The sequence below is a fragment of the Desulfogranum japonicum DSM 18378 genome, assembly GCF_000429945.1.
Lineage (GTDB): Bacteria > Desulfobacterota > Desulfobulbia > Desulfobulbales > Desulfobulbaceae > Desulfogranum > Desulfogranum japonicum.
On record NZ_AUCV01000001.1, the window covers coordinates 56,529 to 73,793 of the forward strand.

General features: G+C 45.4%; 14 protein-coding genes. 10 read left to right on the forward strand and 4 right to left on the reverse strand.

The features are described from left to right. Positions 1 to 34: 34 nt before the first annotated feature. The 9 genes from G493_RS0100260 (at position 35) to G493_RS0100300 (ending at position 7,927) form a co-directional block, all read left to right on the forward strand. The gene (locus G493_RS0100260; protein WP_028578750.1) at positions 35 to 577 is read left to right on the forward strand and encodes a hypothetical protein; all 543 of its coding nucleotides are present in this window, start codon (positions 35 to 37) and stop codon (positions 575 to 577) included. Positions 578 to 739: 162 nt separating this feature from the next. After that, on the forward strand, positions 740 to 1,756 hold the full coding sequence (locus tag G493_RS0100265; protein WP_051308894.1) for an FAD:protein FMN transferase: 1,017 nt from the start codon (positions 740 to 742) through the stop codon (positions 1,754 to 1,756). A 1-nt stretch (position 1,757) separates the two neighbouring features. Then, the gene (locus G493_RS0100270; protein WP_028578752.1) at positions 1,758 to 3,113 is read left to right on the forward strand and encodes a Na(+)-translocating NADH-quinone reductase subunit A; all 1,356 of its coding nucleotides are present in this window, start codon (positions 1,758 to 1,760) and stop codon (positions 3,111 to 3,113) included. Between the two features lie 95 nt (positions 3,114 to 3,208). Further along, a complete protein-coding gene (locus tag G493_RS0100275; protein ID WP_028578753.1) occupies positions 3,209 to 4,420 on the forward strand; it encodes an NADH:ubiquinone reductase (Na(+)-transporting) subunit B in 1,212 nt (403 codons plus the stop codon). After that, positions 4,413 to 5,198, forward strand: coding sequence for a Na(+)-translocating NADH-quinone reductase subunit C (locus tag G493_RS0100280; RefSeq protein ID WP_028578754.1), 786 nt, complete (start codon positions 4,413 to 4,415; stop codon positions 5,196 to 5,198). Before G493_RS0100275 ends, G493_RS0100280 begins: the two co-directional genes overlap by 8 nt. Next, positions 5,191 to 5,814: an NADH:ubiquinone reductase (Na(+)-transporting) subunit D gene (locus tag G493_RS0100285; RefSeq protein WP_028578755.1), complete on the forward strand. Its 624-nt coding sequence runs from the start codon at positions 5,191 to 5,193 to the stop codon at positions 5,812 to 5,814. Before G493_RS0100280 ends, G493_RS0100285 begins: the two co-directional genes overlap by 8 nt. Next, positions 5,814 to 6,416 carry an NADH:ubiquinone reductase (Na(+)-transporting) subunit E gene (gene nqrE, locus G493_RS0100290; RefSeq protein WP_028578756.1) on the forward strand — a complete coding sequence of 201 codons (603 nt, stop codon included), beginning with the start codon at positions 5,814 to 5,816 and terminating at the stop codon, positions 6,414 to 6,416. Before G493_RS0100285 ends, nqrE begins: the two co-directional genes overlap by 1 nt. Before the next feature lie 82 nt (positions 6,417 to 6,498). Further along, positions 6,499 to 7,722, forward strand: coding sequence for an NADH:ubiquinone reductase (Na(+)-transporting) subunit F (gene nqrF / locus G493_RS0100295; RefSeq protein ID WP_028578757.1), 1,224 nt, complete (start codon positions 6,499 to 6,501; stop codon positions 7,720 to 7,722). Between the two features lie 4 nt (positions 7,723 to 7,726). Beyond that, on the forward strand, positions 7,727 to 7,927 hold the full coding sequence (locus G493_RS0100300; protein ID WP_028578758.1) for a hypothetical protein: 201 nt from the start codon (positions 7,727 to 7,729) through the stop codon (positions 7,925 to 7,927). A gap of 138 nt (positions 7,928 to 8,065) precedes the next feature. Here the strand turns inward: G493_RS0100300 and G493_RS31625 are convergent, their stop codons facing one another. The 4 genes from G493_RS31625 to G493_RS0100320 form a co-directional block, all read right to left on the reverse strand. Continuing rightward, entirely contained in the window at positions 8,066 to 10,156 is a 2,091-nt protein-coding gene (locus G493_RS31625; RefSeq protein WP_051308895.1) for a PAS domain-containing hybrid sensor histidine kinase/response regulator, read from the reverse strand. A 59-nt stretch (positions 10,157 to 10,215) separates the two neighbouring features. Further along, positions 10,216 to 13,245, reverse strand: a complete 3,030-nt coding sequence (locus G493_RS27115; protein ID WP_084813348.1) for a chemotaxis protein CheB — start codon at positions 13,243 to 13,245, stop codon at positions 10,216 to 10,218. Between the two features lie 934 nt (positions 13,246 to 14,179). Further along, on the reverse strand, positions 14,180 to 14,680 hold the full coding sequence (locus G493_RS0100315; RefSeq protein WP_028578759.1) for a rubrerythrin family protein: 501 nt from the start codon (positions 14,678 to 14,680) through the stop codon (positions 14,180 to 14,182). 366 nt (positions 14,681 to 15,046) lie between these two features. Next, positions 15,047 to 15,667 (reverse strand): rubredoxin-like domain-containing protein, encoded by a 621-nt coding sequence (locus G493_RS0100320; protein ID WP_028578760.1) that lies wholly within the window; start codon positions 15,665 to 15,667, stop codon positions 15,047 to 15,049. Positions 15,668 to 16,022: 355 nt separating this feature from the next. Between G493_RS0100320 and G493_RS0100325 the strand changes: the two genes are divergently transcribed. Further along, positions 16,023 to 17,069, forward strand: coding sequence for a serine/threonine protein kinase (locus G493_RS0100325; protein ID WP_232363689.1), 1,047 nt, complete (start codon positions 16,023 to 16,025; stop codon positions 17,067 to 17,069). Positions 17,070 to 17,265 lie beyond the last annotated feature (196 nt).

Consider the following 17,265-nt stretch of genomic DNA (forward strand, 5'->3'; position numbering starts at 1 on the left):
TAGTACTACGTATCATATAACGGCATGACACCCAATGAATATTGATTTGACCATTCAAGAGCTCAAAGAATTCGATGGAGGAGTCGTGGACACATCCAGTCTTATTTATCTGCAAAGATTGTTCTTGTTAGCGCTCACAGCTTCTCGAACGAAGTTGTATGTCCTCCCGCAGGTATGTAAAGAGTTTTTCCTTCCACTTCCTGTAGCAGTACGTAGATTGGACGTTGTCGCTGCAGATACTGACAATGCTGTTCTAATCGCAGCACAAACTCATGGTCTGGCTGTTATCTCAGAAGATAAGTATATTCTACGTCAGGCTAAAAAAACGCACATACCCCATTTCAACACATTGATGCTGGTGTTGTTTCTACGCTTCAAGAATGCCATAAACGAACAACAATACCTTGAATCTGTCGAAAAGCTTCGAGAATTTGCACATTATGGTGCTCCTGTATTCGCTTTTGCCGAATCCGTCTTTACAACAATGAAATCACATGGTGAACTCTCCGCCTGTTTTACAGGTATTGTGGAGAAATCGGAACACCACTTGCATGGCAGTATAGAGAGAAGAAAATAACTATCTTTTACCTGGAATGCCGAATATAACGGTATTTCCGCTAAAAAGCCTGTTGCAACAGTATATATTTGTTTTTGTAAGCTATCTGTTTTGTATTTTTAATGTGTCACGTGGTGGTTTTGTATAACAGATACGACATGTTCATATAAGAGGTGTTATCAGATGGAAAAGCCTATATCGCAAAGAGTCCGCTATACCAGACGTACTTTTTTACAGATTGCTGCAGTGGCAGGGACTGCCGGTGCAGTATGCGGCTGGACATTTATACCGCATGACGCCAGGGCGCATGTTGTCAGAGAAGTCAGAACATTAATGGGAACGCAAATCAGCCTGATAGTCTGCGGACCTGACCGGGATGCCTGTTATAATGGCATTGAAAAGACGCTTGATCGCATGGAGCAGATAGAGGGCTTTCTTAGCCGGTTCATGGATGGCAGCGATTTATCACGGTTAAATAGTTCTGGAGTTATTGACCATCCTGGCATGGACCTGCGAGAAGTACTCTCCCTGGCGGCGGATATTTCAGGGCTTACCGAAGGTGCTTTTGACGTAACCGTACTCCCACTTTTGCAATTGTACCAGAGTAAACAGCCCGTGAATACTTCAGCTTTTCAGAAAGCCCTTGAGCTGGTGGGATACCACCGGGTGGTAAGTTCGTCAGAACAGATACGTTTTTCCAAACCTGGAATGGGGATAACTCTGGATGGCATTGGCAAGGGGTATATTGTTGATCAGGGCGTTGCCACTCTGCAGGCCGCAGGCTTTAGCAACATTTATGTGGAGGCTGGTGGTGATCTCATGGTATCTGGGCAAAAACCAGGCAGACGACCATGGCGTATCGGAGTTCGAAACCCAAGGCCTGAACATCCGGGAAAAATGGTGGCCATCGAAACAAACCGATCTCTTGCCGTGGCTACTTCAGGGGATTATATGCAGTATTTCAGCAAAGATATGAGGCATCATCATATTCTGGATCCCCGTACGGGTATTTCACCTCCTGAACTTGCCAGTGCAACAGTTACCGCTCCTTCGGTGGCCAAGGCTGACGCTCTGGCAACAGCTGCCATGGTCATGGGTCCGGAAAGAAGTATGGATATCCTCGCCTCCCTCCCAGATTGCGAGGCCTTGCTGATAGGAAAAGATCTCCGTCAATATCGTACAACTGGTTTCCAGGCATGATATGAATACCATTACCATCACAAAAGGCGTGGATTTGCCCCTGGAGGGGGCTCCCCGTCAGGAAATTCGCGAAGGGAACCGGATTGCTCATGTTGCCCTGGTAGGGGATGATTTTATTGACCTGAAGCCTTCTATGCTTGTGCGGGAAGGTGATCGGGTACAACTTGGGCAACCCGTTTTTACAGATAAGAAAAATCCTGGTTTTTCGTTTACAGCCCCAGGGTGTGGGGTTGTGCAATCCATTCATCGTGGTGCCAAACGTAAGTTTGAAAGCCTGGTTATTGAATTGGATGGTGAGGATGCCGTATCTTTCAGCCATCTTACCGAAAAACAACCTGCAGGGATGAGTCCTGAAGAAATTCGTCAGGCATTGTTTGATTCAGGTCTGTGGACCGCTTTCAGAACCAGGCCGTATGGAAAGATACCTGCTTGTACAGCCACACCGTCGTCGGTTTTTGTAAATAGTATGGACAGCCAGCCATTGGGCGTAGATCCGGCAGTGGTTGTATCCGGGCATGAAGAAGAGTTCCGTCTAGGATTAGAGGTACTTGTGGCGATGCTTGGGGTGCCGGTACATATCTGCAGTTCGGAAAAGACTTCCGCGGCTGTTACCGAGACGGAGCTGATAAGCTGTTGGCAGTTCAGCGGACCACACCCTGCCGGTCTCCCTTCAACCCATATTCATTACATTGATCCTGTTCATGAGGGAAAAGAGGTTTGGCTTTTGGATTATCACGATGTCATATCCTTGGGGCATCTGTTTTTGAAGGGGGAGATTCGTACTGAAATAATCGTTGCTCTGGGAGGTGAGAACTTCAGCAATCCATCTCTGGTGAGAACCTTTCAGGGTGCCTGTCTGCAGGAGTTATGCATGGACGAGCTTGTGGACAAACAGGGACAACGCCTTCTGTCCGGTTCTGTCCTGGACGGTCGGCCAGACAGTGTGTACACCGGCTACCTGGGGAGGTATCATCGTCAGGTCTCTGTGGTGAAAGAAGGCAGCGGAAGGTCACTCTTTGGCTGGATGGCACCTGGAACAAAGAGATTTTCCGTCACACGGCTGTTTGCTTCAGCCTTTTCCCGACAGGCAAAGATGTTGCCTTTTATCACGGCGGTCTGGGGAGGGGACAGGGCGATTTATCCCCTGGATGTATATGACCGGGTCATGCCTCTGGATATCATGGCATTACCCTTGCTGAAGAGTCTCGCTATTCGGGATACCGAAAAATCTGCAGCATTGGGATGCCTGGAACTTGTTGAAGAGGACCTGGCGCTTTGTTCCTTTGTGTGTCCTGGAAAAAATGAGTTTGGTCCCATGCTCAGGGAGGTACTTCGTTCCATTGAGCGTGGAGAATAACGTGTACTTTGAAGAGCGCTTCACTGGCTAGTGTCTGTCCAGTGTCCTTAGCGTAAGATACCTGTAATACACACGGGTTTGCAAAAGAGTGTCCCATGAAAATACTGAGTAATCTGTTAGAAAAATTCGGAAGCAGGTTCACAAAAGGCGGCCCCCTTGAACGATGGTATCCTTTTTATGAGGCCATTGACTCCTTTCTGTTTCACAGCAGTAGAACGACAAAGACAGCACCGCACATACGGGATGCTGTGGATTATAAGCGTATAATGATCACCGTGCTCATTGCCTTGATTCCCTGTACGTTTATGGCCCTCTGGAATACAGGCTACCAGGCTAATCTTGGTTTGCAGCAGATGGGCATATCCTCACCTGAAGGCTGGCGGGGTGTGATTATGGAATGGGCGGGAGGTTGCGACGCTCAGTCCCTCTTCTCCAACTGCATCCACGGCGCACTGTATTTTCTGCCAATATATCTGGTAACCCTTGTGGTGGGAAGCATCTGGGAGTCTCTTTTCAACATCATCCGGGGGCATGAATTTTCAGAGGCTTTTCTGGTCACGAGCCTGTTGTTTCCCCTGACGCTTCCTCCTACCGTACCTCTATGGCAGGTAGCCCTTGGCATTAGTTTTGGTATCGTCTTTGCCAAGGAGGTGTTTGGCGGAGTAGGGCGTAACTTTATGAATCCTGCTCTGGTTTCCAGGGCTTTTCTCTTTTTTGCCTATCCTGCCCAGCTGACCGGTGACAAGGTCTGGACAGCCGTGGACGGATTTACCGGGGCGACACCGATCAGCGCAGCAGCTGGCGGAATTGTTCAGCAGGGGACGGAGAGTGCCGGATATGGTTTCTGGCAGCTCTTTCTTGGTAATATACCGGGTTCCATGGGAGAGACATCCACCCTGGCCTGTTTGCTCGGAGTCGCCATTCTGCTTGTAGCAGGTATTGCCTCCTGGCGGATCATGCTTTCCATGTTTCTCGGTGGGATAGTGATGGCCAGTGTCCTCTTTGTGCTACCTTCAGGCTCAAATCCTCTGTTGGAGATTCCTCCTCATTATCATATGGTTATGGGAGGATTTGCCTTTGGACTCACCTTTATGGCCACTGACCCTGTCTCCGCTTCACAGACACAGGTCGGGCAATGGTTATATGGTGCCTTTATAGGAATTATGGCCATTCTCATCCGGGTACTTAACCCGGCGTATCCTGAAGGCGTTATGTTGGCTATTTTACTTGGTAATGTGTTGGCCCCACTCCTTGACTATTGTGTGATTCAAGCTCATATACAACGAAGGGCGGTACGTCATGGCTGAAGAACATCCTTTAAAACCCTTTTACTCCGTGCTTGTCTTGGCTTTTTTCTGTTCATTGCTGGTCAGCGGTGCTGCGGTGGGTTTAAGGCCTTTTCAAGAGGCAAACAAGCAGTTGGATCAGCGAAAAAATATTTTGCGGGCAGCTGGGATTTATTCAGCTGAAATTCCTGTGGATAAACAGTTTGAGAAGGTGGAAACCAGGATTGTTGACCTGGTTAGTGGTGAGTTTGTCAGTGAACAGGTGCTTGCTCCCGGTGAGTATAATCAGAGAAAAGCTGCCTTTACAGAAGAATATGGTCGTCAATTATCCCCCGGAACAGACAAGGCTGGGCTGTCCAGGATTGAAAAATATTCTCTGGTATATCTGATTAAGGATGGGCAGAACATACAGCAGGTGGTCTTGCCGGTACGCGGAAAAGGGCTCTGGTCAACCATGTTTGCCTATGTGGCCCTGGATGCTGATCTCAATACCATACAGGGTATCAGCTTTTATGAACATGGAGAAACGCCGGGGCTTGGCGGTGAAATTGAAAATCCAAAATGGCAGGCTAGCTGGTCTGGAAAGAAAGTCTATGATAAAAGCGATACCGTTCGTTTCAGCGTGCTCAAGGGTGAATCAACGGCTACAGGGGAAGAAGCTGCATTTGAGGTGGATGGTCTGTCAGGTGCAACCATGACATCGATGGGAGTAAACGACCTCATGCACTTCTGGTTTGGAGAACATGGTTTCAAGCCGTTTATTGACAGAATTCAGGCACAGGGAGGTTTTAATGGCTGATAGAAAACGAGATCTTCTGCTTCGCTCCATTATTGAGCGCAATCCCATTGCACTGCTGGTCTTGGGAATATGTTCGGCGCTGGCCGTTACATCACAAATGGCGACAGCTCTGGTCATGTCTATCTGTGTTACCCTGGTTGTTGCCTGCTCAAGCTGTATCATCTCAATTGTCCGGCATCAAATTCCAAACTCTGTGCGCATTGGCCTGCAAATTACTGTTATCGCTACTTTGGTTATCCTGGTTGACCAGGTACTCAAAGCATTTTTCTATGACCTCTCCAAGCAGCTCTCAATTTTTGTAGGCCTGATTATCACCAACTGCATTGTTATGGGACGTGCAGAAGGCTTTGCCATGTCCAATCCTCCAATGAGCAGTTTCCTGGACGGCATAGGTAATGGATTGGGGTACAGCTTTGTACTGATGAGCGTTGCCTTTGTACGAGAACTGTTTGGGTCCGGTACGCTGTTCGGCTATGAGGTGTTGCCGTTGGTTTCAAACGGGGGCTGGTACATTCGTAATGGACTGTTTATTTTACCTGTAAGCGCGTTTTTTCTGATCGCAATACTTATCTGGATACTACGGACAATAGATCCCGTTCAGGTGGAGAAAGACTGATGGCGCACTACTTTGAGATAATTATCCGTTCTTTGTTTATTGAAAATCTGCCTCTGAGCTTTTTTCTGGGAATGTGCACCTTTCTGGCCATTTCTAAAAAGGTGAAATCAGCTGTGGGACTTGGCAGTGCAGTAATGTTTCTCATGGTCATTACTGTTCCGGTAAATAACCTGCTGCTCAATACAGTGCTTAAACAGGGTGCTCTGGCGTGGGCTGGGCAACCGGATCTTGATTTGGCTTTCCTCGGGTTATTGACATATATCGGTATAATAGCAGCTATCGTACAGATTTTGGAAATGGTCCTGGACAGATTTATTCCCGCCTTGCACGCAACATTGGGAATTTTTTTGCCATTGCTGACAGTGAACTGTGCAATCCTTGGCGGAACCTTATTTATGGTGGAACGTGATTATACGTTTGCTGAAAGTGTAGCCTATGGCTTTGGAGCCGGAGGAGGCTTTTTTCTGGCGGTTGTATTATTGGCAGGGGTGCGGGAAAAGCTGGAGTATGCTGATCCGCCTGCAGCGTTGAGAGGCCTTGGCACAACCTTTATCTGTGCAGGGCTTATTGCATTGGCATTTATGGGGTTGGCGGGCTTTTAATCCGGGCTAATAGACTGTATGCAAGCATACGGATACAGAACAGCTCTGTTGCTCTTTCCTGATTGGACCGGGAGAATGTGTTATGGTTGAAATCATTTTTGCTGTGCTCTGTTTTCTGAGCATTCAACTTGTTTTGGTAACTTTGATTGTTACGGCTAAGAAGGTTCTTTTACCCAGTGGTCAGATTACCATAACAGTGAATGGAGAAAAGGAACTGGAAGTGCAACCCGGGGGTAAACTGCTTTCCACTCTTGCCGAGCAGGGAATTTTTCTTTCCTCTGCATGCGGTGGTGGCGGCAGTTGCGGGCAGTGTCGCTGCATGGTCGAGGATGGAGGCGGTCAGATTCTGCCAACTGAACTGAATGCCATCAGCAGGGCTGAGGCAAAAAAAGGTATGCGTTTGTCCTGCCAGGTACCGGTAAAAAGAGATTTAACAATCAAGGTACCCACCGAAATGTTGGAGACCAGAAAATGGGAGTGCGTGGTGGCCTCCAACCGCAATGTGGCAACATTTATCAAAGAGCTGGTGTTGCAACTGCCGGAGGGGGAGAAGGTAGATTTTAAGCCCGGCGGATACATTCAGATTGAGGTCCCTCCTTATGAATTGTCGTACAAGACTTTTGACATAGATGAAAAATTCCTGGGAGACTGGACTAAATTCAAAATGTTTCAATACAAGTCCAATGTCAGTGTTCCTGTGACACGCGCCTACTCCATGGCAAACTATCCGGGGGAAGAAGGGATCATAAAACTCAATGTCCGTATTGCCAGTCCTCCACCCCGTGGACCTCTTGGGATTCCTCCCGGGCAGGCTTCTTCCTATATCTTTAATTTAAAAGAAGGTGATGCGGTAACCATATCAGGACCATATGGTGATTTTTTCATTGAAGAGAGTGATTCGGAGATGATTTATATCGGTGGCGGCGCCGGAATGGCACCACTGCGGTCGCATATTTTTGAGCTTTTTAAAGCCCGCAACACCAAACGGAAGGTCTCTTTTTGGTACGGCGGTCGCAGTATGCAGGAAGTTTTTTATGCAGAAGAATTCGAAGAAATCGCCAGGGAGCACGATAATTTTGAATTTCACGTTGCCTTGTCTGACCCACTTCCCGAGGATAACTGGGATGGCAAGGTAGGTTTTATCCACCAGGTTCTGTTTGATTCGTATCTGAAAGATCATCCAGCACCGGAAGATATCAACTATTACATGTGCGGCCCTCCAATGATGGTTTCAGCTGTGCTGGACATGCTGGATAATCTAGGCGTGGAAAAAGAAAATATTCATTTTGATGATTTTGGAGGCTAGGACTATGGTAGCCTTTACCCTTCTTTTTGTTGTCACCTTTGTCGCGATCTCTCTTTTTTCCTGGCTGATGATCTATAGCCGGGGGAAGAAGAGCATGCATGGCGAGCAACACGCTGGTTGTTCAACCGGGCAGGGATGCTGCTGCGGAGCACAGTTACAGACTCAACACCATATTCCAGTACAGCAGGAGATTCGTCATGAGTAGACTGGTAACCGACAGGACACCCACAATCTCTCTACGACGTATACTTGCTGCGGTAGGGTAGGGGGAGAGGAAGAATTAGATCGCGGTTTAGCCTTTCCCCACATTCTCATGGCAGAAGGAAAAAAGAATAAAAACAATTCAAGCTTTACGTTTGTTTAAAATCTCTTGGACAGTGTGTGTTAATACCTTCGCACGTATGGGTTTCATCAGAAAATCGGTGATTCCGATTTCTGTAGCAGTGTCTTTTGAAACCATGTTACTGTATCCGGTGCAAAGAATGATCGGTATTTCAGGTCGTAATTCCAGTATCTTTTTGGAAAAATCAACGCCTGAAAGGTGAGGCATTGTCTGGTCGGTGATGACAAGAGCAAAACGGTCAGGGGACCTTCGTATTTCGTCCAATGCTTTTTCACTGTTGCAGTGGCCGATAACCGTATATCCCTGAGTCTCCAGTACCATCTTGTACAGATCAACAATGATTTTTTCGTCATCAACAACCAGAATGCACTCACTGCTTCCTGCAACCTGTTCTTCTTTGTCTATTTGCTCTGCAATTGGTTTTGTTTGCATTTGAATGACAGGAAAAAAAATTTCAAATGTAGTCCCACTGCCAAGCTCACTTTTCACCTTGATAAATCCCCCACTACTCAGCACAACTCCATGGACAAGGGAGAGTCCTAATCCACTTCCCTGTCCAAATTTCTTGGTGGTGAAATAAGGGTCAAATATCTTTTCAATGATCTTAGGATCAATCCCCTGCCCCGTATCGCTCACCGAAAGCTCAATAAACGGCCCGGGAAAGAAATTTTCCTGGTCAGGCAACTCTTTTTTAGTCAGCATCACCTGCTTAAGTTTGATGGTAAGGGTACCTTTTTCATCAGCCATAGCCTGGACAGCGTTTATGCAAAGATTTATCAGGACCTGTTGAATCTTGGTCTCATCGCCCATTATATAGCCAGCGTCGACATCTATCTCTTCACATAATACTACCGTTGACGGCACGGAGGCGTGTAAAAGATTCAGCCCCTCTATTATGACTTCAGAAAGGTTAAAGGGGGCCTTTTTTTCATTCCCTGTGCGGCTGAAGGTGAGAATTTGCTGTATTAATTCTTTCGCTCTTGTTGAGGCAGATATTACATAATCAATATATCCATTAGTTCTCTTCTGATCTGGAGGAATGGCATATTTAATCAACTCAGAATAGCCCATAATGACTGTAAGGATATTATTAAAATCATGGGCTACGCCTCCAGCAAGAGTTCCGATTGCTTCCATCTTGCTTGTTTGGAAGAGTTTTTTTTCCACTTTTTTCTGGCTGGTTATATCTTTGGCAATATGGACAATGCGTTTGATATGACCATTTGAATCGAGAACAGGAGCGCTGCTGACATGAAAAGTTTTGTCGAGATTTTTATATAAGATATTCGCATTGTGACTTTTTGCATCGCCAATGGTCTTAACAACAGGACAGTCAGGGCATGGAGTGTCCCTTTCTCGGAAGATCTCGTAGCAGAATCTTCCACCTAACGCTTCTGGATCAATTTGAAAAGTTTCATACGCAGCCTTGTTGGCACGTACAATTCGCATCTCTGTGTCTTGGATAGTGATAACATCGTTGATAGCATCAAAAGTCTTCTCCCACTCTTGTTTTGCCTGGAGGTGTTTTTTTGCTGCCTGCTTCTGGGGGGTGATGTCCACGAGTGTAATCCGTAACCCCGTAGGAGTCTCAACGTCGGCAGTCTTTGCTTCAATATCAAGCCTTACCCAGCGAGGCGCATCAGGTTTGTGCTTGAGTCTCACTTCAACGCTCTGTTTTTCACCTGTTTCAACTGCCCTGAGCCTTGCGCGAGTGAAGGCCAGAACATTGTGGTCATCGTCAATGTAATTGGTGAATCCAGATCTCTGAATCTGGTTTCTTGATCCCCCTAATAACTGAACAGCAGCAAGATTTGCACGACTTATGATCTGCTTGGCATTGACAGTAACATAGCCGAAAGGAGCAAATTCGTAGAGTGCTGAGAATTCCTTATGCAGTTGTGCGTACTCATATTGAGATCGTTGCAGTTCCCTGTTCTGGATCTCCAGTTCTACCTGATGGACGTTGAGTTCATGAATAATCTCTGACAGATCTGTTGGTGTCGTAGAATTCGCAGGAAGGTGGAGGCGCAGGAGATTTTCCGCCTGTTCGCGAAGCTTTTCAAACTTCTCTGGATAGCCTGATTGTCTCATGGCCTTGCCCCTTTGGCTTGTGCCGTAGAGTGAGAGGAAAACTCACTTATAAGATAATTTTACTCTCCTGAGCTTTTTTTTACAACTTTTCCTTTGGTGAAACTCAGAAGGGTCCAGTTGGGCTTCTTCTCAATATTGTGGATAATTCGACCTGTAATGGTGGTTTGCATCTGCCCTTTCGGCGTGTAAAGACGTACATTTTTTAAAACAAAATCCTGCCGCTTTGCGCATGCTTCTGTCAGGTGAGCTAATAGGTCTGCATGTTTAAAAATATTACCCTTCAGCGAGAAAAGTGACTTGCTTTCGAGATCTTCTTGAGCAACCCCGAAGATATTGGAGAATACCGTATTAGCTATGATGATTTTACCCGTATCATCGACCACTGCCAGGGAAGCTGTATTCATGTCAAAGACCTTTCGTACAATTTCTTGGGAGTTTGCCTCCTTACGGGCAAGGAGAGTGAGCTGTTCCTGGTTTTTTTTCTGGTCATCAATACAGACAAAGGTGAGAACAGCACCAATAATACGGTTGTCGGTAGTTCGATAGGGTATAATGCGCATGTTGTACCAAGTACCGTTCATGGTCTGCACTTCACGCTCTTTTGTGGTTAAATTTTCGAGAACCTCTTCAATGTCAGTAATCATCCCGTCATAAGAAATATTTGTAGCGACGTGTTCTAAAGGGCGACCAATATCTGTCTCAATGAGATTGACTATGGTAGTGGCTTCTGGAGTGAAGCGTCGTACTCGCATGTCAATGTCCACAAAGATGGTGGCAACTTCGATACTGTTCAACAGATTGCGCATATCATCATAGATCAAGGAAAGTTCCTCGAGCTTGCTCTGCAGCTCGGCGTTAACAGTCTGGACCTCCTCGTTCAACGATTGGAGCTCTTCTCTGGATGATTCTAGCTCTTCATTTGATGACTGGAGTTCTTCATTTGATGACTGGAGCTCCTCGTTAGTTGATTTAAGTTCCTCGTTTGATGATTCAAGTTCTTCTACCGTAGTCTGATGGTTTTCTCTGGTGAACTGGAGCTCCTTTTCCAACTCTGCGATCCTTGCGACTCCAGCCATGCTTTCTTTCTGGTCGGTATTTGCATTTGCAGGGGGGGAGGGGATGTCCTCAAAGACAACGAGAAATCGGCCAGTAAGTTCTTTCGGGGCTTTTTGTGGACAGACATGAAGGTTGATCATTTTGACATCATCATTAGTTTGAACTGCAACATTTTTCCTGAGTATACATTTTCCCGAAACATTGGCAGCACGTAGCGCGGACGAGAGCTCTATCCCCAACCCTTTCCGTGCTTGATTCAAGATGTTCAAGGTAGGGGGGCCACTGGGGGGCTCCAGGTACATACCGACACGACCGTGATTATAGAGAATGGTACCGTCCCTCTCTATAAGGACTGCAGTTGGGGCAAACTGATCGAGAATAGCCTTTTGAGTTACCTGGATCATGTTGTTGGTTGAAGGTGTGGGAACAGATGCTCTTGTTCTTGGTTGTTCACGGGTTTGGGATCCTGCTGGAAAATCAATTTGCTGTCGTAACGGTTCCGGAACTTCCTTACGCCGAAAGATTTTCCACTTGTGATCCAATGTCTCAAAAAGATTAGTATAGCCGCCAATGGATTCCGATGATCCGAGCATCAATATACCATTGGGAAGCAAGGTGTAATGGAAGAGGGGTAATAGTCTTTTTTGGGCTTCTGTGTTGAAGTAAATTAATACGTTACGACAACAAACCAGATTCAACTTTGAAAAAGGGGGGTCTTTGAGAACATTTTGTACGGAAAAAATAATAGACTCTCTGATTTCCTTACGGATACGATAGCCTTGTGCCTCTTTGATAAAAAAACGTTTTAGACGTTCCGGGCTCACATCTAAACTGATGCTTTCAGGAAAATAACCTTCTCGAGCTTTATCTATTGAGAACCCGGCCAGGTCTGTTCCGAAAATTTGCAGGCTAATCCGTTTGGGATGAGAATTCAGAAATTCATGAAGAAGAATAGCCAGTGAATATGCTTCCTCGCCAGTGGAGCATCCTGGGACCCAGGCACGAAAAATTGTGTTTTCCTCCATCTCTGCAAAAAGAGCATGCAATACTTTTTCTCTGAGCATATCGAACGAGCCTGGATCTCGAAAGAAAGAGGTCACTCCTATTAATAATTCTCTAAAAAGGGCATCAACTTCACTGCTGTTTTCCTGAAGGTGGCGGGTGTAATCTTTTATACAAGCTATCTGGTTTAGGCCCATGCGTCGACTGATACGCCGACTGATGGTGTTGGTCTTGTACATCGAAAAGTCATAACCAATCTGATTGCGTAGAATAGCATATATTTTATTCAGCCAGTCACTTGGTATATATTCAGAGTCAAAATCGGCCTGCTGTTGGTTTGTTCTTGACGTGAGAGTAAAGTATTGGCGCAAGCGAAGATACATATTTTGAGGAGCCAATATCATGTCTACGAGGCCGGTGCTGACAGCGCTTCGAGGCATACCGTCATAGCCTGCCGATTGTATATCCTGTGCCAGCGTTAAACCGTTTGCAGCTTTGATTTCACGTAGCCCCCTGGTACCATCGGTGCCCGTGCCGGAAAGGATGATAGCTGCTGCCATATTGCCCTGATCCTGAGCCAGTGATTTTAAAAAGAAATCTACTGGAAGGTGGGGAATATGGTGTGATGACTCCAAAAGTTGAATCTTTCCAGAAAAAAGAGCGAGGTCCTTACCTGGTGGAATAACGTAGGCATGGTTCACTTCAACAGGTGCATTGTCTTTGGCAATTTCCACAGGCAAGGGTGTCGAGTGCTCCAGGAGCTCGGGTAACATCGTTGGCTGGTCGGGTGTCAAGTGAACCACGATGATAAAAGCCATACCACAGTCTGCAGGAACCTCACTGAAGAATGCTTTCAAAGCATCTAGGCCGCCAGCGGAGGCACCGAGTCCGATAATGGGAATTTTTTTTGTTTCAAGGATATTGGCCATCATCGTTGTTTTATCGGCCACAGGTGAATCTAGTCGTGGGCTGTTTGTATCGTTCACTTTAAGACTATTGTTTTTTTGTGGTGTCGGTTTTTTGGGAGGCATATAAAACAGTAATAGAAGAGTGTTGACTACAGTTGAAGCTACCTGCTATTTTTCAGTGCTTGAATCAGGTAAGTAGGACATTGTTATCCTGATGAAGCGTAACTATAATCATGTCTATGAGGTTAAAACAAAAATAGAATCTATATTATTTTATGTATGAAGCAGCTCACTTTATGCTTTGTTATAATGTGTTAAAGCATTACATTCATCATATTTTTTCAGAAAGATTTTGTATACCTATTGGGAGCTTTTGTTCTATTTTTACTTGTATTTATGTGGTGTTATGCTGTATTGCCTTGTTATTTTGAATAAAATTAGAGTGGCAGAAGCGTGGTAACAGAAGAGTCGTTCGAAAATATTGAGAATGATATCGTGCTGAAATTCAGAAAAAGATATGAATCTTACCGAAGTCACAGAAAATGTGAACAAGTTTTTTAACATTTTAGGATTTGACTCTTATTTGAAGAAAGTCAAGTGAGAGCTGTCATCACAATTATTTTTTCTCATTTTTATTTCAGAATAAAAAAACGATTATCCAAGGTTCCTTATACCCATTTGTTTGTTTTTTCCTTATTGATTCGACAGGTAGGTAAGAACAGCTTCAACGCTAATCAGAATTGACCCGGGTTTGCTAAGATAAACTGACCCACCCTCCTTAACACCTAATAAGGAATGAATAGCATGAAGATATTTTCCCCTTTCAATCATTCCCTTGATTTGTTAGTATGGACTAATTGAAAGGAAAAAATATCTTTTTTTCCATCGAATAACCATCGTTGGCGCGCGCCAACCGGGCGGGTCAGTTTATCTTAGCACAAGTGGGGCAAAAAATCTTAGCGTTCACGAGAACAGGGATGAATTGCATAAAAAAAGGCAATCCTGCTTTCAGGATTGCCTTCTGCTTGATATGGCTATACTACTCTATTGAGCGGGATTACGCCACCTGGGTAAATACCTGCTGCTTTGCTCCACAGACAGGACATTTTTCCGGAGCAGCACCAAGTTCGATGTAGCCACAAATCGGACAGAGATAGAAATCACTCACATCCATGTCTTGGCCACTTTTGACAGCTTCAAGAGCCTTGTTGTAGATCTGTGCATGCACCTCTTCTGCGTCCACAGCAAATTTGAACATGGTTTTAGCTTTATGGCTGTCGGCAACTGCCTGGTCAACCATGGGAGGATACATCTCTGTGAATTCATATGTTTCTCCGTCGATGGCTGCCTGTAGATTTTCAGCGGTGGAAGCGATCATGTCTAATGCGCGGAGATGCCCTTCCGCATGGATACGTTCCGCTTCTGCAGTGGTACGGAATAACTTGGCAATGTTGCTGAACCCTTCTGCTTCTGCTTTTTTTGCAAATGCACGGTATTTCTGATTTGCTTGACTCTCCCCGGAAAACGCTTCTTTCAGATTTTCATTTGTTGTAGCCATTGGTATCTCCTCAATTGGTTACGATACTGCTATTTGTTAACTTCGTTGTAGCCATGTGATACGTGTCGCCCATGTTTGGGATATGACATGAACGACGTAAACTCTATCGTATGCAAGAGCATCCTGAACTGACCATTGCAGACATTATCAGTAGCGTGTGGAATGGACAGGAATGCTCAAGGGTGCGGGAAAATATTCAATTCTGCTTGTCTTTCGGTTCAGCTATGGCTGAGCCGATCCTCTGCTCAATTTTTTGATATATATTGTTTTCCGCAATCCCAAGTCGTCGGAACAATACTGCAGAAAAATACCTATTGCAAGAGTAAATAGGAATAAAACTTGTTTGGTACTGATTATCAGTTCTGCCTAATCTTTACCAAAAACAAGTTTTCCCCCTAGATGGCCTGCAATACCGACCGTACCAAGAAGAACAAGCCCAAGCAAAGTAAAGAGTATTGCAGAGAGGCCTCCTGTTTCCAGGATTTCAGGTTGGGAATAACGCCAGATAATCAGTATACATAACAGCCCTGTACTGACCAGTGAGGCTCCTATTTTAATTTTAAATACCGATGTCATGGCACCTTTATATTTGTTCTGCCAGGTAATATAGCCGGTGTAAAGAACGAAAGGCATGTTGAGGAGAACAAAAATCAGGCTGTAAAAAGCTGCATGTCCAAAGGAAGGTGCCCCGAGAAGTCCGGCAATGAGAAGGAAAATAAAAATCATGGGAATAACCCCATTGGGTGTGTGAACACTGATTGGGTGGAGGTGAAATTTGAGAATGAGATCGGTTGCTCTTGCTATCAAGGTGGTTTTCGGAGGATCTGGCGCAGATTCCGGTACTATTTCTGCGGATGCAGTTTTTTCTGGCGCTTCTTCCACAACTTCAACAAAAGCACTGCTATCAGCTCCGCAAACCGGACATTCATCAGGCGGGGTATCTCCTTCATGGATATATCCACAGATTGTACACTCCCACTTTTTCATAATGATCTCCTTAAATATAAAAGTTTGCACTGAAAGATATATGCCTGTGACAGGCAGAGATCTTGCACTATCGATTCCTGGAAAGCTGCTTTGTTTTTTGCCAAATGATATACTTGGCCTTGTTGTATAAGCGATCAGAAAGTGTGGAGCATGCTGCTGAGAGTAATACAGGGGCCACCGTCTATGGAGAAGGAAGGTAATTTCCATGGTGACGTCTGTTTCTGGCTTGCGCAAGCCTGCAGTATGAATATGGTAGACATTGTTTGCAGTATCTCAGCTCATGCTACAACTGCCAAATCTATCATAAATAATTTGAGAATAAAAGAATTATTCTCATTAAGGAATAATTAAGAAAATGAATGGTAACACTTCTTCCATGTATACGTATGATATCACGCCAGATGGAAAAGAAAAGGAAATATCTTCATTGTTTCAAACTCTTACACCGGATTCCATTCTGGAGCATGCAGAAGGTTTCCTTGGACGCTACTTATCCAATTTCTGCCGTCCACTGAACAGTTATATCAACAGGGTATATGAGTTGGAAGATGAAGATGGAGAAAGAATCATAATAAAATTTTACAGGCCTGGCAGGTGGAGGTGTGAGGCAATAAGAGAGGAGCATGAGTTTCTGCAGGAACTTGCCGAGGGAGAGGTTCCGGTTATTTCACCCCTGGAAGGGCAGAATGCAGACACCATGGGAAATTTTGGAGACATTCATTTTGCCATGTTTCCCAAAAAAGGCGGCCGCTATGTGGATGAACTGAATCAGGAGCAATGGCAGGCTTTGGGCAGGCTTCTGGGGCGCGCACACATGATAGGTGCCGGAGCCACCTGTGCATATCGTCCTGTTCTCCATCCTGAACAATCGGTCCAAAGTCATTTAAAGTATATACTGGAGAGCCAATTGCTCCCCCGTGATCTGGAGACAGAGTATCACCGCGTGGTGAAGGAATTTATTACATTGGCCACTCCTTTGTTTCAAAACAGTGAACAGATTCGTATCCATGCTGATTGTCATTCGGGCAATCTGATTTTTCGTCCGGACGAAGGGTATTACCTGATAGATCTGGATGATATGGCAGTCGGACCGCCTGTACAGGATTTCTGGATGCTTCTGCCCGGAGATCGCTACCAGGCACAGACTGAACTCAACTGGCTTTTGGATGGTTATGAAACCTTTCGGGAGTTTGACTATGGGAGTCTACGTCTCATTGAACCATTGAGAGCTATGCGCTTTATTCATTACACGGCATGGTGTGCATACCAGGTAAATGCCGATGGCCAGGCTACAGTGGTTCCTGATTTTGGCACACGAAGCTATTGGCAGAAAGAGATACAAGATCTGATTGATCAGATAAAAGTGATTGAAAAGGCTCAACAGGAGGGACATGCCTTCTGAAGGCCAACTTGTGTAAGGGAGTCATTTCATATCCTTGGAGCCCCTGCAAAAGAAGGATGTTTGTGGTGGATGTAACGGGTTGTTCGTGTTGTATCATTCTGATTTTATAGCTTTTTGCAGGGGTGTCTGCCGGGGCTGTCTCCAGAGGGAAGCCAATGATGAAGTAAGCAATATGGCTACATTTAAATTTTGACAA

Bases quoted from the DNA above. Each gene is read 5' to 3' on its own strand.
- nqrF (WP_028578757.1), top strand. From the start codon at position 6,499: ATGGTTGAAATCATTTTTGCTGTGCTCTGTTTTCTGAGCATTCAACTT.
- G493_RS0100320 (WP_028578760.1), bottom strand. From the start codon at position 15,667: ATGAAAAAGTGGGAGTGTACAATCTGTGGATATATCCATGAAGGAGAT.
- nqrE (WP_028578756.1), top strand. From the start codon at position 5,814: ATGGCGCACTACTTTGAGATAATTATCCGTTCTTTGTTTATTGAAAAT.
- G493_RS0100280 (WP_028578754.1), top strand. From the start codon at position 4,413: ATGGCTGAAGAACATCCTTTAAAACCCTTTTACTCCGTGCTTGTCTTG.
- G493_RS0100270 (WP_028578752.1), top strand. From the start codon at position 1,758: ATGAATACCATTACCATCACAAAAGGCGTGGATTTGCCCCTGGAGGGG.
- G493_RS0100325 (WP_232363689.1), top strand. From the start codon at position 16,023: ATGAATGGTAACACTTCTTCCATGTATACGTATGATATCACGCCAGAT.
- G493_RS31625 (WP_051308895.1), bottom strand. From the start codon at position 10,156: ATGAGACAATCAGGCTATCCAGAGAAGTTTGAAAAGCTTCGCGAACAG.
- G493_RS27115 (WP_084813348.1), bottom strand. From the start codon at position 13,245: ATGCCTCCCAAAAAACCGACACCACAAAAAAACAATAGTCTTAAAGTG.
- G493_RS0100300 (WP_028578758.1), top strand. From the start codon at position 7,727: ATGGTAGCCTTTACCCTTCTTTTTGTTGTCACCTTTGTCGCGATCTCT.
- G493_RS0100260 (WP_028578750.1), top strand. From the start codon at position 35: ATGAATATTGATTTGACCATTCAAGAGCTCAAAGAATTCGATGGAGGA.
- G493_RS0100315 (WP_028578759.1), bottom strand. From the start codon at position 14,680: ATGGCTACAACAAATGAAAATCTGAAAGAAGCGTTTTCCGGGGAGAGT.
- G493_RS0100285 (WP_028578755.1), top strand. From the start codon at position 5,191: ATGGCTGATAGAAAACGAGATCTTCTGCTTCGCTCCATTATTGAGCGC.
- G493_RS0100275 (WP_028578753.1), top strand. From the start codon at position 3,209: ATGAAAATACTGAGTAATCTGTTAGAAAAATTCGGAAGCAGGTTCACA.
- G493_RS0100265 (WP_051308894.1), top strand. From the start codon at position 740: ATGGAAAAGCCTATATCGCAAAGAGTCCGCTATACCAGACGTACTTTT.